The sequence below is a fragment of the Halobacillus amylolyticus genome, from assembly GCF_022921115.1.
GTDB lineage: Bacteria > Bacillota > Bacilli > Bacillales > Halobacillaceae > Halobacillus_A > Halobacillus_A amylolyticus.
This window is the reverse complement of sequence record NZ_CP095075.1, coordinates 3,660,470-3,674,787: the sequence shown is the minus strand read 5'-3', so window position 1 is coordinate 3,674,787 and position 14,318 is coordinate 3,660,470. Positions and strand designations below refer to the sequence as shown.

The following is a 14,318-nucleotide window of genomic DNA, read 5'->3' as shown; positions in this document are numbered from 1 at the left end:
CGCCAACTAAACAGATTTCACCTTTTCATCCGAATGATCGACAGATGCTGTTTTCTTCAGAAATTCAGTTACCTTTACAAAAGAGAACTGGAAGATCGGGCTTTGAATCAACGTATAAATCAAAGTAAAGATAAAGACGGGGCCACCTATCAATAGCCCAATAACAAGCACAAGACTCTCGACAGCAATTCGCGTCCTGCTGATGGAATATCCTAGTTTATCTGATAGCGACAGCATGAAGCCATCCCGTGGACCTGCACCAAAACCGGCAGCTGAGTACATGCCCCCTCCTATCCCCATGAATACAATCCCTAATAATAGGACAGCAATATCCATCACAGTTGAGGAGGACTCTGGAAAGACATCGATGAATAAGAAGAGATCAATCAACGGTCCGATAGACATGGCGTTAATCAAGGTGCCTATCCTTATGTACTTGCGATCCACGATCAATGAAACGAGCACCAACAGTAAGCCAATAGCCAAATTCCACACACCAATCGTAACGCCGAACTTGTCGAATAGTGCAACATTCAGTACATCCCAGGGATGAATGCCGAGATACTGAACTTGGATGGCCACTGAGATTCCGTAACTAAATAAAATGAGGCCTGATGCAAAGAAGAGTAAGTTGAACCTCATAACACTCCTTCTTTCTAAAAAAGATTACGTCTTCTCAGCTTATCCTAAAACCAAAACATTGGAAATTAAAAAGTTTCAAAAGTGAAAAAATGAACCTAAGGTCATCGTTTGGGAATGATTGGGAGGGGATAGGACAAAAGGTGGATTGAGTTAAATAGATGATGATGAATGTGATCCGATCAAATTATTGAAAGAACGAACCACTTCAATTTATAACTCAAGATGCAAAAAACGGTCCATCCTACGAGAGAGCACTGAAAAAGTCTGTTTATAGCGAAAAAGAAGATGACCACCTACTATATATAGGTGGTCATCTTCTTTTATTTGTCAATATGTCGAGTGGATTCCTTATTAGAATTTTTCAGCGGCCTCTCCTACGATAGACCGTTTTTTAACTCTCATGTACTTAAGAATGCGGAAATATTCATTTTTCTACCAACGTATCAGCTATCTCTTTAGCAAGTCTTTCAGCAGATAAAGGGCCGGCAAACGTACCCATATCGCCTGGCAATTTATATGTTCGGTTTTCTTTTACAAAACCGAGGTTTGTCCAAGCAGGATTATCTGCAAATTGATTACTGAAGATGTTATCATCCTCTTGAACGAGGTAGAAAAAGTGGGCATTTTGATAATTTTGCAGAGCCTCAACTGTAGTTGAAATGAATCCGTAGACTTCTGGCTGCTCACTTTCAACTGCATTTCCAACATCCATTTTTTCTAATACCCCTGCAACTACAGAGTTATCCGTGAAAAGTCTCATGATCGGTGTGTTTTGTGATGTGAAAGCTTGAGTAACCACGACCTTGATATTTTTATACCCAGCTTCTTTTATGCGTGTGCCCTGCTGTTTGAAGGTTTGTTCCAGATTCTTCTTCACTTCTGCCGCTTGCTCTTGTTTATTAAAAATTTTAGCGACGGTGTTAAATTCGCCAAGCAAATGTTGATATTGGTTACCGGCACCTTCTTCTGAGTATGGAGCAAATAAGACTGTCGGAGCAATCGACTCTAATTCGGCTATAATTCCTTCATGACGATATTTTGCACCTATAATGATATCTGGCTTAAGTCTAGCAATCGCTTCTAAATTAGGTTCCGCTCGTGTGCCAACGTCCACAGTGGAATCCAATAGTGGTTCACCTACATTCACCCATTTATTATAGCCTTCAACGTCTGATACACCTACAGGTTTAATTCCTAACGGCAGCAAATGTTCTACATAAGTCCACTCCAGAACAACGACTCTTTTTGGAACTCCTTCAATCGTTTGTTCACCGATTCCATCTTCAATCGTTACGGTATGTGTTTCCTGTGCGCCTAGCTCCCCTGAAGCATTTGATGTTTGGCCTTTACTAGACTCCTCGTTACAAGCAGCTAAAACCATTAGTAAACTAATAAACACAACGATTCTGAACTTTTTCATCTCCGTATCCCCATCCCTATTTTACTTATTCAATTAAAATCACAGGAAGAGACTGTGTATGTACTCCCCAGATCACAATTGATAAAGATTATCATTATCAATTGTGATCATATCCTTATACAGATGCTTTGTCAATTAGTAAAAAGACAAACCCTTAAGTTTGCTCATCAAACTTAAGGGTTCCTCATTTTACAAAGTCATTAAAGTGCTTTCACTAGTCCGCCATCTACGACCAGTGATTGCCCCGTCAAATATGTGTTGCCTTCAGAGGCCAGAAAAACAACTGCTCTAGCAAACTCTTCAGGTTCACCATAACGTCCGATGGGAATTGATTGCTCAGCTTTTTTTCTAATTTCTTCGGAAGTCATGCCTAATTTCTCAGCATTTTTTTCATCAAGAGAAGCGACGCGGTCCGTTGCAATTCTTCCCGGTCCGACCGTGTTAATTAGGATGTTATCTCGAGCCAGCTCTTGAGATAAACTTTTGGACAGCCCCACTATTCCGGCACGAAAAGTATTAGACAGAATCAGATTATCCAGTGTTTGTTTAATCGAAGAAGAGGCAATATTTATAATTCGTCCGCTTTGTTGTTTTTTCATCGAGGGCAGCACTTCTCGGATCGTGCGAACAAAGCTTAATAGATTCAGTTCAAATGCACGACTCCAGTCCTCATCCTCAAAGTCTTCAAAGGTCCCCGCTGGAGGACCGCCCGCGTTATTAACCAACACATCAATTGTGCCGTTCAAGCTGACAGCCTTCCTAGCCAATTGTTGGATCTCTTCAGCATTCATCACGTCACAAACGGTATACTCAATATGAGGATTTCCGCTGATTTTCTTGATCTCAGCTTGCGTTTTTTGAAGTTCCGTTTCATCTCTGCTTGAAATTAAAATGTGCGCACCTTCTTTTGCAAATTCTAACGCAGTTGCTTTTCCTAACCCTTTACTTGCAGCTGTTATCACGGCTGATTTACCTTTTAGTCCTAAATCCATTCTAGTTCATTCCCTTCTAGTTGATGTCGAAAGCATTTAACCGCTGATTCAACATTTCTAATTTTTGTACACTCTCTTGTTTCCATTATATCTCTAAGTTATATAATTTTCAGTTGACTAACTTCATCACATTAATGTGAAAAAAGAAGAATGGGCCTGTATATTAGATTATAAGCTAACTGCAAACGCTTAAATGGACAATGTTAACGCTTTTATCGAGTTTGATATTCTATCTTTTTTCCCCAATAATCAGAATAGTCTAATTATTGAAAAGGAGTGATGGATTATCAGCATTACAATCACAAAGGAAAAGAAAGTTTATTCAGTTTCTGGAAATGAAGTCCTTGGTGCCCTTCCATTGATGTCACAGGAAGAAGTAGATCAGTCCATTCAGAAAGCAAATCAAGCTCAAACTGATTGGGCGGGAACAGAAATATATAAGCGTGCAGATGTATTGCATGAGTGGGCTGATCATTTAGTAGAAAAACAGGAACAAATCGGTGAAATGATCTCTAAAGAAGTAGGCAAAAATAGATCTTCCGCCATGAAAGAGGTCGTCCGTACGGCGGATTTAATTCGTTATACGGCAGAGGAAGGCTGCCGCATTCATGGTGATATGCTGCGCGGGGATTCTTTCCGTGGAGGCAGTTCCAGCAAGATGGCCATGGTCGAACGCGAACCACTTGGTGTTGTCCTGGCGATTTCACCCTTTAACTATCCCGTGAACTTAGCTGCTTCAAAAATCGCCCCTGCTTTAATGGCTGGAAATGCGGTCGTTTTCAAGCCTGCCTCCCAAGGAGCTTTAAGTGGTCAATTAATGATTGAAGCCCTGCTTGAGACAGACCTGCCCGAGGATACCGTACAATGTGTCACCGGAAAGGGTTCTGAAATTGGCGACTTTCTTGTCACCCACCCCCAAATTAATATGATTACATTCACAGGAAGTACGGCTACAGGTCAATCTATTTCGAAGAAGGCGAAAATGATTCCTGTCGTTCTTGAATTAGGCGGCAAAGATCCAGCCATTGTACTTAACGATGCCGACCTCGACTTAGCTGCAGGACAAATCGTAAGTGGTGCTTTTTCCTATTCAGGGCAGCGCTGTACAGCGATTAAACGCGTGTTGGTCGATGACGTGGTGGCTGATGCACTCACCGAGAAAATCAAGCAAAAGGTTAATGACCTTACTGTTGGGAAGCCGGAAGACGATGCAACCATCACCCCTTTGATTGATGAAGGTGCAGCCGACTTTGTTCAAGAGTTAATCGATGATGCCTTACAAAACGGTGCTGAACTCATTACAGGAAATAAACGTAAAAACAACTTGATTTACCCAACACTACTCGATCATGTAACGCCAAACATGAAGGTCGCCTGGGAAGAGCCTTTTGGTCCTGTACTCCCTATCATTCGCGTTAAAAATGAAACTGAATTTGTATCACTGGCGAATGAATCAGACTATGGCTTGCAAGCAAGTATCTTTACTGCCGACGTTCAAAAAGCAATGGATATTGGCGCAAAGCTAAGCGTTGGATCTGTACAGTTCAATGCAAAAACAGAGCGCGGCCCAGACCATTTCCCTTTCATAGGTGCAAAGAACTCAGGTCTTGGTTCACAAGGAATACGCCGCAGTATCGAATCCATGACACAAGATAAATTATTCATCCTGAATATGTAACTATAAAATGCCACCTCAGGTCATCCAAATATTGGATGACCTGAGGTGGCATTATTTACCTTGATTATGGTTGCTATATTTTTGTGTTCTATAATTCTAGGTTATTGGTGGAATTATCTATTAACGTATGTGAATGCCCTTACGGACGAAAGAAACAAACATATAGTAAATAGAAAACTATTATAGAAAGGATGAATTCAGTTGACTCTAACAAATCGCCAGACAGAACTTTTAAGGCTGGCTAACCAATTGTCCCAGAGTTTAATTTCTGGTAGTGGGCTAAGCTCAAATAATTCACTTGATTTACCAGGGTTAGATGTCGATGTCGATCTCGATGTCGATTTAGGAGGAGATGATACAGTGGACCCTGTACCAGGGACTCCAACACCCCCTACAACCCCTACAACCCCTACAACACTTAGGGAAGTATTGTTGACTTTAGTCAACGAACAAGTAGAAGTCACTACCCCTTTTGGTGTAGTAACTGGAACACTGTTGGTCGTAGAAAGCGATTATGTCGTGATTGTTGAAAGTTCTGGAGCTCAAGTCCTAGTCCGTATTGAAAAAATTGAACTTGTCAGTGAAATGTAAAGGAGGGTTTTAGATGTTTGCAGAAACTTTTGCTGCCGAACTAGCCACACGTATTGGTTCAAGAGTTGAAGTAGCTACAAATAATAATTTGATCGAAGGGCTTCTCTCAACCGTTACAGCAGATTTAGTGCTAGTTGTTGAGGTTGATAGTGGTTATGGATCAAATAACAAACAATTTATCTCGGTAGATGCTATCAACTTTGTTCGTTTTCTTGTAGCAGCATAGAACAAAAGATGTATTTAAACAGAATAGTTTTGGTAAATACCCTGGTCTTTACGAAGCCAGGGTATTTTTGTATAGCGTAACTTCGTGTTTTTGGAAAAGTAAATTTTGAAAATAATTATCCGTTTATCGACATATAAATAACAGCGAAGCTAATTATAGCTCTAAATCCTGCCTGTTTAATACACAAAACGTGTACTCAAAAGTTACAGCAATGGTTTATTATCCTATAGTCATCGCGTCACAAGCTGTTTGAAGGGATTCGACAGTAACTTATCCTTGACTAGCACCATATAAATAGGGCATCCTCTCCTTTAAGGATGCCCTGCCTCTTTACTGTCTTCATCTAGTGCACGTCATCGTTAGCTTTTAAATTACTAATGGCCTCACTAATTTTATTGGTAATCATTAGTGTTCTCATACCATCTTCACCTGAAACGGAAGGCTCTTTTTCAAATTTAATACAATTTATGAAATCCACTAATTCAATGCTTAGTGGTTGTATAGAATCGTCAACTTGAATATTCTGAGTTAGCGTTACTGGAGAATTACTTTTATCCTCTAATACAGAACGTGTTAGCTTGATTTCTCTATTTAAGATATCAACTTCAATAAAAGCGTCCTCGGTAAGAATTTGAATATTTCTAGCCTTTCGTTTTGATTTAAAACTGGCCGTCAGTTGTGCTGTAACCCCTTGTGAAAACCTGGCGATGGCAACGGCGTGCTTTGGAGTATCCTCAATGATGTTCCCAAGTGCATAAAATTCCGTTATCTTATCTTTGAGAAGGGCTTTTAAAATATAAAGGTCATGAATCATTAAATCCTTCACAACATCAACGTTTTTAATCCTTTCATCATACGGACTCATTCTGTGGAAGACAACTCCAATAATATCTTCATTTTCTAATTCTTTTGTGAGAACTTGGATTAATGGGTTAAAAAGCTCAATGTGTCCCACTTGAACTTTAACATCTGCCTTAAGGGCTTTGTCGAGCAAAGCTTCAGCCTGAGCGACTGTACTAGTAATTGGCTTTTCCATTAACATGTGTACGTTGTGTTCGATACATGTTAGACCGATATCATAATGAAATTCAGTCGGCACAGCAATGCTCACAGCGTCCACCGATTTGAGAAGGTCGCTCATTGATTGAAACTGTTTCACCTTATACTTCTCAGCAATCTGATGACCTTTCTTCTCATCATTGTCGAATATACCGACAAGCTGGCAATGCTCATGCAGTGATAAGTACGTGCGCACATGATTTTCTCCCATATTCCCTGTTCCAATTACACCGACTTTCATAAAAATTCTCCTCACTCTTATAAACTACTAGATTATTCTATGCGCCAGTTTTGAAACGAAATAGACTGCCATAACAGAGAAAGTAAAATTGGCGTTTGTCCGACTTCTCATAGAGTAAACGTTTAAAAGAAGGGAGATTGCATTTTGATTAATCTTTTGTTTATAGCAGAGGATACATCAAGGTTGTTAAATAAAAATTTTTATTATTTAGAGCAGGAACTTTCAAAGGTAGTCAACTTAACGATATGGAGAAAACCTGGTCATATTAGCTATATTTTGAAACAACTCCCCACGCGACCCGATTTTATATTGCTGTTAAATGATATTGACCACCAAATGACACCCATGATTAAAGGTCTCGCTAATATAGATATCCCCACGGGACTATTTGTGAATGATGTTCATCGGTTTACGAGTCTTAGAAGAAACTATATAGCTAAACACGATATCCCTTATTTATTCACTGTTGTTCGAGACAAATTTATAGAAACTTATCCGGAATTTAAAAAGAAAATGGAATGGTTCCCCCACTTTGTTAATACAGAATTATGTAGGGACTATGGGTTAAAAAAGGATATCAATTTGCTAATGATGGGGGCTGTTAACGACTCCTATCCGTTAAGACAGAAAATATTGAAGACGTATGAAGGGGATGCAGACTTCGTCTATCACAACCACCCCGGTTATCGGGAATTTAGTAAAGAAGAGGAAAACCAAAAATTTATTGGCCAAATTTATGGAAAGGAAATTAACCGGGCCAATATTTTCTTCACCTGTCCATCGGTTTTAAACTACCCTGTTATAAAGTATTTTGAAGCGCTTGCTTGCAAGACCCTTCTGCTAGCACCAACCTTCAAAGAATTGGAGGATCTTGGTTTCATTCCAGGGGTTCATTTTGTGCCGATAGACGAAGGGAATTTTCAGGAAAAAGCAGTAGCTTATTTAGCGAATGATTCGGCCCGCCTGAAGATAGTGAAGCAGGGGTACCATTTCATCCATCAAAAACACTCAGTTGAACGACGAACCCAGCAACTGGTTCAAAAAATAGAAGGTATTGTTCATAAGTAAGAAGGGAGTTTTTATATGTCTGATATCCACGGAAGTGCCCAACTGGGAGAACGCGTCGTCATTGAAAAAGATGTAAAAATCGGAAAAAATGTTGTGATCGGTCATCATTCTGTAATCTTACAGGGTACTGAAATTGGTGATAACGTAACAGTTGGTTGTAATTGTGTGCTTGGAATTCGCCCAGCTGTTAATCAAAGAATGCGAGAAACCTCCAATGCGAATCGACAGTTAGTGATCCAGTCTGGTACACGAATCGGACATTTGGTTTCCATCTATTCTGGAACTGAGCTTGGAAAAGACGTGTTTATTGGTGATCACGCTAGTATTCGGGAAAATGTGTCAGTTGCTGACGAATCTGTCATTGGAAGAGCAGCTATAGTGGAATTAAATACAAAGATAGGGAAAAGATGCACAGTGCAAACGCAAGCTTATGTAACAGGTGATACGACCCTTGAAGATCATGTGTTCATTGGCCCATGTGTATCGATGTCAAATGATAAGTACATGGGTGCTCAGGCATACTCCCTAAAAGGACCACATATTAGAAAAGGAGCTAAAATAGGAAACAATGCCTCACTCTTACCAGGAGTTACGGTTGGTCATAATACTATAATAGGTGCGGGAGCTGTGGTAACGAAGGACACAGAGGATAACATAGTTGCTGCAGGCGTTCCCGCAAGAAAAATCAAGTGATGAGATTAATGTCGGGATCCATGTATAGAGGAAACAAAAAATCCACATGATATTTATCTGTTCAAGAAAGGGTGGGGAATTGTGTCAAAAAGGGTATGCATGGTTATTGCTTATCATCCATTTTTGGACGCGAGAATCTTTAGGAAGGAAGCAAAAAGCTTACAGAAAAAAGGATACCATGTCACGATGATTGTTCCGAGGAGGAATGGTCATCTATTCGATATTGATGGTACCCCTTTTACGAAACGTTTCAGGAATAAGGTCTTTACACACGAAGGAATAAAAATGGTCACATACAACTGGGAGAGTTGTAAAGATCAATTAAGTAAAGTATTAAGCAATGAGAATGTTTGGGAAACACAAGGGTTTACCAATCAATTAACGCAACTCGCTATTCAGCAAAATGCTGATATTTATCATACCCATGAGTACCTATCCCTTTTCGCTGGAGTAGGTATAAAACGATTAATGAAGAAAAGAAAAGGAAAGGATGTAAAGTTAATTTATGATAGCCATGAATTGACTCCTGATCCTTTGAACCCTAGATACAGCGAGAAACATAGAGATGAATTGAAACAGAAACTCCTTATTATGCTGGATGAAGTTGATTACGTGATTACTGTTTCAGATTCAATTAAATCATGGTATTTATCTCATAAACCAAAACTGCCTGTGGAAGTAATCTATAACTCACCTCCTTTAGCTCAAAAATATCTACCTAAAGAGTATGGTTCAAATGGGTTAACTATCGGCTATGAAGGAAACTTTGATGATAAAAAAGGCATGAAGGAAAAGATTATTGGGATTACAGAATTATGCTCTAAGAAGTTAGATTTTCAGTTCAAGATTGTGGGGGGAAGTCGGTTTAATAATCCCTTCGCCATCCCAGAGCCCCTTCAAAGTAATCTAACCTTAACTGGATGGGTTGATTATCTTGACATTCCAAATCATTTGAAAGATGTTGATATTGGCTGGATTGATTTGGAGAATGTAGAAAACTCCCTTAATTTCAAGTACGCCATGCCAAATAAATTTTTTAGTTATTTGAATAATGGGATACCAATTTTAGTGAATAAATGTCATGAAATGGAGGCTTTTGTAAACACACATCAATGTGGGGTTGTTGTCGAGAAAACGAATGCTACAGCTCAGGATTATGCAGATGCCTTACTATATCTTAGCCAAAATAAAAGCAACTTGAAAAGAATGAGTCTGAATAGTCGTAAAGTAATGGAAAATTTATATTCATGGGAGAAAATGGAGAAACGATTATTTAATGTTTACCAACAACTCCTAACTAAGTAAATGAGAAAATAAGGATTTCTGTAAAAAGAAAGGAAAGATAAATGTGAGAGTACTGCATATTTCTTATGGATCTCCTATGATCGAATTGTGTAAGGCATTACGGCTAAAAGGAGTTCAAGCTTCTTCTTGCCACTTTGATGAACACCCTTTTAAATTTCAACCAGATATATGTTTAAAGCTTAATCTGCTGTCAAAAAATGAAAGAGAGAATAGAATTGAACAGTTTTTACTAGAATCTATACCAAAGTATGACATCTTCCATTTTCATTTTGGTGAAACATTTTTTCCTGATAAAAGGGATTTGGAGATTCTGAAGCGTGCTGGAAAGAAGATGGTTGTACACCATCATGGTTCGGATATACGACTCCTTTCGGTTGCCAGAAAAAACAACCCGTATGTTCAGGTGAAGCCTGAATGGACAGAAGAAAAAATATATAATAATGTAGCCGCTTTATCAAAATATATCGATCATGCAATTGTCCAAGACCCTGAATTAGAAGGGTATATTTCAAATTTATATAAACATACCTATGTAATCCCTCATACTATTGATGTACATCAATTTAAACCACAATATCCGGATGTCAAACAAACTTCTCCTCTCGTCGTTCACGCCCCTACTTCACGACATATCAAAGGAACTGATTTCATATTGAAAGCCGTCCAGGAGTTGCAACGTTCGGGGTTATCATTTCAATTTAAATTGGTTGAAGGACTATCCAATGATGAAGCCAAAATTCTTTTTGCCCAGGCAGATATTGTCATCGACCAGTTGAGGATCGGTTCATATGGCTATGTTAGTTCTGAGGCGATGGCGTTAGGAAAACCAGTTATATGCTATATCAGGGAAGATCTTGTAGATAAATACCCAGCTGGTTTGCCCATTGTGAATGCAAATCCGGATACCATTACTACTGTTTTAGGGAATTTAATTAAAAACCCAAGGCAAAGAAGAAATACAGGTTTTAACGGGAGAACCTATGTCATACAGAACCATATGGCTGAAAAAGTCGTTAATCAGTATTTGGGCATCTACAATAAATTATAGAGATGCAAGTTTTCCTAACTTAATACATTTATAAGATGGAGAGAAAGGGATTCTTTTCCCCTTAAATCATCCATCGCTAATTGAAATCTTTAATCAAAATGTCGATTATTTTTTGCGAAGTTTTTCCATCCCCGAAAAGGGGTGGATGTTCTTTAGGGAGTTGGATGGTGTTTACAGTATCTAGAATTTGTTGTGTGGATGAACCAACTAAGTGATTCCAACCATGTTGCACGGTTTCCTCCCACTCTGTTTCTTCTCTCAGGGTGATACAAGGAACTTGAAGCATGTAAGATTCTTTTTGAAGCCCACCTGAGTCTGTTAAAATTACTCTCGCCTTGGAGGCAATCGCTAACATATCAAGATAATTTAATGGTTCGATTAGTTTAACAGACGGGGAGGAGACTATATCCGCTAATTTAAATTGATTTATTTTACTTTTAGTTCTGGGATGTAATGGGAGAACCACCGGTATTCTTAGTTGTTGCATTGCTTCAAGTATAGATTTTAAGCGAACAGGATCATCTGTATTTTCAGCCCGGTGAATGGTTGCCAGATAATACTTGTTTTCCGAAAGCGATAACTCCCGCAGGATAGAGGATTGGCGCAGTGCGTAAGGTTTAAAGTGAGAGACGGATTCATACATAATATCTCCTACCTGATATACCCCCTTATCAATTCCCTCACGTTTTAAATTTTCAACTGCAGCATTTGAAGGACAAAACAAATAATTAGAAAGGTGATCGGTAATAATTCTATTAATCTCTTCAGGCATTCTTTTGTTAAAACTGCGCAACCCTGCCTCTACATGGGCTACTGGAATATGAAGCTTTGATGCAGCCAAGCTCCCAGCAATGGTAGAATTTGTATCACCATATACTAATACAATATCCGGATGAACAGAAGTCATAATCTTCTCTAGATCCAATAACATCTTGGCTGTTTGTTCCCCGTGAGGTCCAGAACCGACTCCTAAATAATAATCTGGTTTCGGGAGGTTTAATTGCTTAAAAAAGACGGTCGACATATTATCGTCATAATGTTGGCCGGTGTGTACAATAAATTCTTCAATTTTCGAACTAAATTTTATAGTATTAGACAACATAGATGCCTTTATAAATTGAGGTCTTGCTCCCACTATTGTTAAGATTTTCACCTTATCCCCCCTTTCTATGATTGTCCCCCGGGAAAAACAGGCCCCTATATGACAGAAATAAGAAGCCTACCAAGGATATTATCACTCCACTATGGGTTTGAATGCTTGAAAAGTAATGGAGCAATCTACTTTTGGGAGAAAATGGAGAAGAAATTGATGAATGTTTATAACAGTTATCTAATAAAAATGAAGTACTTAAAGATTAAATTTATTACACTATTCTGTAACAGTGGTTCCATTCTCTCTTTTGAGTAGATCCATTCGAAAAGTAAGTTATTATAGATGGCTGTGGCTACGGTCACCCTTTTGCAACATTAGCCTTCACCCAATGCACAGTGGCCCCAATGCCATCTTTAAAGGGCGTTTTATGATACTGACCAACCATGTTTTGTAATTTTTCCAATGATCCTCTATGGCTATTAACGTCTGCTGTTCGATTAGGCTTTCTGATAACCTTCCCCTTATATTTCATAACGTCTATTATGGTTTCAATTACGTTCTTGATCGACAACTGTTGGTCTGTAGTTATATTTACACACTCACCTGGCTTAATAATAGGAAAGACTTTCGATACGATGTCAACGGTGTCTTCAACATAAATAAAATCCCTAGTTTGTTGACCGCCACCATGAATCTCGGGAGCATCCTCCTCTAAAATTTTTTTAATGGTAAGAGGAATTACTCCAGCTAGGGCTCCTTCAAAATTCTGCCTAGGTCCATAGTTATTAAAAGGACGAACAAGAAAGGCATCCAAATTAAACATCTTAACATAAGACTGTAACATTAAATCAGCTGCTGCTTTCCCTGCAGCATAGGTTGTTGTCGGGACAAGCGGGTGTTCTTCATCCATTGGTTCGTATTGAGCCGAACCGTACGCTTCTGAAGAAGAAAAATGACACAATGTTTGAAATGCCTTTTTTCTTTGAAGCTCCAACAAGTTTTTTAGAACTAAAACATTTGTTAAAAACGCATTGGACGGATTTATAAATGAATAATTCAGTGCTTTGGTAGCACAGTTAAAAACGATGTCGATATCGTATTTTTCCGTGATATAGTTCAGGGCTTCTTGATTCTCAGCGTCTTCAACATGAAGGATTACGTCTTTCTTTAGAGCATGTTCAACATTTTCTTTTTTCCCCATAAATAGATTGTCAACAATTATAATTTGAGCTGCGCCTTCTGTTAGTAGTTTATCTACTAAATGACTTCCGATAAAACCGGCCCCTCCAATAATTAAAATGGTGCTATTAACAAGTGACGGTCGTTTCAATATTTGGCACTTCCTTCCGTTTCATAGTTAAAAATTCAATCGAGATTGCCCGCCGTCGACGGTAATGGTAGATCCCACGATCCAGGAGGCCATATCAGATGCCAGAAATACTGCAACATTTCCAATCTCTTCGGGTTTTCCAAGTCGTCCAGCTGGGATCTTATCTCGAGCATAGTTTTTCAAAAAATCGGGATCAAGTTCCAGCCGACGTTGCCATTCTTTATTTGGATGATAGACAGCACCTGGGGCAATGCCAATTACACGAACATTATTTTTTATAGCCTCAGAACTAAAAGATTTTGTAAAGCTAATTAAAGCTGACTTTGAAGCATTATAAGAAGGAATACCACCGGCTTCTTTTCCATAGATCGAGGAAATATTTATAATGACTCCCTTGCCTTTGTTTATCATCTGTTTACTGGCCAATTGACTTAAATGAACAGCAGAGATAAAATTCAGCTCCATTGCTTCTTTAAACACGCCTGAAGGAGTTTTTAAAACCGCTCCCCCGTGGCTTGATCCCACGTTATTAATAAGAACATCAATGGTGTTAAAATCATCAATAAATTCACTCATTAATCGTTCTCTATCCTCATGCTTTGCAAGGTCTTTTTGATAAGTTTGTACTCCTAGCTTCTCTTGTGCTTGTAAAAGTTCTGTATTACTTCTAGCTGTAATCCCCACAGAGGCACCCTCATTCAAAAAAGCTTCAGCTATTGCCTTTCCAATTCCTCTTGAACCTCCGGTAACTAACACCCTTTTTCCCTTTAGATTTAACTCCATCCTTTCTCCCCCAACCTTTAAGACCTATATCGAAGAACCTTTAAGCTAGAAAGCATATTCAGTCTTATTTATATGAATAATGTACTTAGGGTGTTAATACGTTATTAGGAGGGGGCAGTTTACGTGTTTATCGCCCCCTACCTTTTAGT

14 protein-coding genes are annotated in these 14,318 nt (G+C 38.9%); 7 read left to right on the top strand and 7 right to left on the bottom strand.

Annotated elements, in window-relative coordinates; genetic code table 11:
* Window positions 1-6: 6 nt before the first annotated feature.
* The 3 genes from MUO15_RS18520 to MUO15_RS18510 form a co-directional block, all read right to left on the bottom strand.
* Window positions 7-642, bottom strand: coding sequence for a YczE/YyaS/YitT family protein (locus MUO15_RS18520; RefSeq protein ID WP_245031653.1), 636 nt, complete (start codon window positions 640-642; stop codon window positions 7-9).
* Window positions 643-1,066: 424 nt separating this feature from the next.
* Window positions 1,067-2,062, bottom strand: coding sequence for an ABC transporter substrate-binding protein (locus tag MUO15_RS18515; RefSeq protein WP_245031651.1), 996 nt, complete (start codon window positions 2,060-2,062; stop codon window positions 1,067-1,069).
* Window positions 2,063-2,262: 200 nt separating this feature from the next.
* Window positions 2,263-3,054 carry an SDR family oxidoreductase gene (locus MUO15_RS18510; protein WP_245031649.1) on the bottom strand — a complete coding sequence of 264 codons (792 nt, stop codon included), beginning with the start codon at window positions 3,052-3,054 and terminating at the stop codon, window positions 2,263-2,265.
* A gap of 283 nt (window positions 3,055-3,337) precedes the next feature.
* On the opposite strand from MUO15_RS18510, the gene MUO15_RS18505 reads away from it, so the two are divergent.
* From MUO15_RS18505 to MUO15_RS18495, 3 genes are all read left to right on the top strand, one after another.
* Window positions 3,338-4,732 carry an NADP-dependent glyceraldehyde-3-phosphate dehydrogenase gene (locus MUO15_RS18505; RefSeq protein WP_318036237.1) on the top strand — a complete coding sequence of 465 codons (1,395 nt, stop codon included), beginning with the start codon at window positions 3,338-3,340 and terminating at the stop codon, window positions 4,730-4,732.
* 201 nt (window positions 4,733-4,933) lie between these two features.
* Window positions 4,934-5,323: a DUF2642 domain-containing protein gene (locus MUO15_RS18500; RefSeq protein ID WP_245031647.1), complete on the top strand. Its 390-nt coding sequence runs from the start codon at window positions 4,934-4,936 to the stop codon at window positions 5,321-5,323.
* 13 nt (window positions 5,324-5,336) lie between these two features.
* The gene (locus MUO15_RS18495) at window positions 5,337-5,549 is read left to right on the top strand and encodes a hypothetical protein (protein ID WP_245031645.1); all 213 of its coding nucleotides are present in this window, start codon (window positions 5,337-5,339) and stop codon (window positions 5,547-5,549) included.
* 343 nt (window positions 5,550-5,892) lie between these two features.
* On the opposite strand, the gene MUO15_RS18490 is transcribed toward MUO15_RS18495, so the two are convergent.
* On the bottom strand, window positions 5,893-6,849 hold the full coding sequence (locus tag MUO15_RS18490; RefSeq protein ID WP_245031643.1) for a Gfo/Idh/MocA family protein: 957 nt from the start codon (window positions 6,847-6,849) through the stop codon (window positions 5,893-5,895).
* Window positions 6,850-6,993: 144 nt separating this feature from the next.
* Here MUO15_RS18490 and MUO15_RS18485 point away from each other — a divergent pair, with 144 nt between their 5' ends.
* The 4 genes from MUO15_RS18485 to MUO15_RS18470 all read left to right on the top strand — a co-directional run bounded on the left by MUO15_RS18485 (window position 6,994) and on the right by MUO15_RS18470 (window position 10,963).
* On the top strand, window positions 6,994-7,917 hold the full coding sequence (locus MUO15_RS18485; protein ID WP_245031641.1) for a glycosyltransferase: 924 nt from the start codon (window positions 6,994-6,996) through the stop codon (window positions 7,915-7,917).
* A gap of 15 nt (window positions 7,918-7,932) precedes the next feature.
* A complete protein-coding gene (locus MUO15_RS18480; RefSeq protein WP_245031639.1) occupies window positions 7,933-8,610 on the top strand; it encodes an acyltransferase in 678 nt (225 codons plus the stop codon).
* A 99-nt stretch (window positions 8,611-8,709) separates the two neighbouring features.
* Window positions 8,710-9,915 carry a glycosyltransferase gene (locus MUO15_RS18475; protein ID WP_245036092.1) on the top strand — a complete coding sequence of 402 codons (1,206 nt, stop codon included), beginning with the start codon at window positions 8,710-8,712 and terminating at the stop codon, window positions 9,913-9,915.
* Window positions 9,916-9,958: 43 nt separating this feature from the next.
* Window positions 9,959-10,963 (top strand): glycosyltransferase family 4 protein, encoded by a 1,005-nt coding sequence (locus tag MUO15_RS18470; protein ID WP_245031637.1) that lies wholly within the window; start codon window positions 9,959-9,961, stop codon window positions 10,961-10,963.
* Window positions 10,964-11,039: 76 nt separating this feature from the next.
* Here the strand turns inward: MUO15_RS18470 and wecB are convergent, their stop codons facing one another.
* The 3 genes from wecB to MUO15_RS18455 form a co-directional block, all read right to left on the bottom strand.
* Window positions 11,040-12,116, bottom strand: coding sequence for a non-hydrolyzing UDP-N-acetylglucosamine 2-epimerase (gene wecB, locus MUO15_RS18465; protein ID WP_256464147.1), 1,077 nt, complete (start codon window positions 12,114-12,116; stop codon window positions 11,040-11,042).
* Window positions 12,117-12,414: 298 nt separating this feature from the next.
* The gene (locus MUO15_RS18460; protein WP_245031635.1) at window positions 12,415-13,386 is read right to left on the bottom strand and encodes a dTDP-glucose 4,6-dehydratase; all 972 of its coding nucleotides are present in this window, start codon (window positions 13,384-13,386) and stop codon (window positions 12,415-12,417) included.
* Between the two features lie 27 nt (window positions 13,387-13,413).
* Entirely contained in the window at window positions 13,414-14,169 is a 756-nt protein-coding gene (locus tag MUO15_RS18455) for an SDR family NAD(P)-dependent oxidoreductase (protein WP_245031633.1), read from the bottom strand.
* Between the last annotated feature and the right edge of the window lie 149 nt (window positions 14,170-14,318).

Excerpts from the sequence above, each read along its gene's own strand:
- MUO15_RS18520 (WP_245031653.1), bottom strand. The coding sequence starts at position 642 with ATGAGGTTCAACTTACTCTTCTTTGCATCAGGCCTCATTTTATTTAGT.
- MUO15_RS18515 (WP_245031651.1), bottom strand. The coding sequence starts at position 2,062 with ATGAAAAAGTTCAGAATCGTTGTGTTTATTAGTTTACTAATGGTTTTA.
- MUO15_RS18510 (WP_245031649.1), bottom strand. The coding sequence starts at position 3,054 with ATGGATTTAGGACTAAAAGGTAAATCAGCCGTGATAACAGCTGCAAGT.
- MUO15_RS18495 (WP_245031645.1), top strand. The coding sequence starts at position 5,337 with ATGTTTGCAGAAACTTTTGCTGCCGAACTAGCCACACGTATTGGTTCA.
- MUO15_RS18490 (WP_245031643.1), bottom strand. The coding sequence starts at position 6,849 with ATGAAAGTCGGTGTAATTGGAACAGGGAATATGGGAGAAAATCATGTG.
- MUO15_RS18480 (WP_245031639.1), top strand. The coding sequence starts at position 7,933 with ATGTCTGATATCCACGGAAGTGCCCAACTGGGAGAACGCGTCGTCATT.
- MUO15_RS18475 (WP_245036092.1), top strand. The coding sequence starts at position 8,710 with ATGGTTATTGCTTATCATCCATTTTTGGACGCGAGAATCTTTAGGAAG.
- MUO15_RS18455 (WP_245031633.1), bottom strand. The coding sequence starts at position 14,169 with ATGGAGTTAAATCTAAAGGGAAAAAGGGTGTTAGTTACCGGAGGTTCA.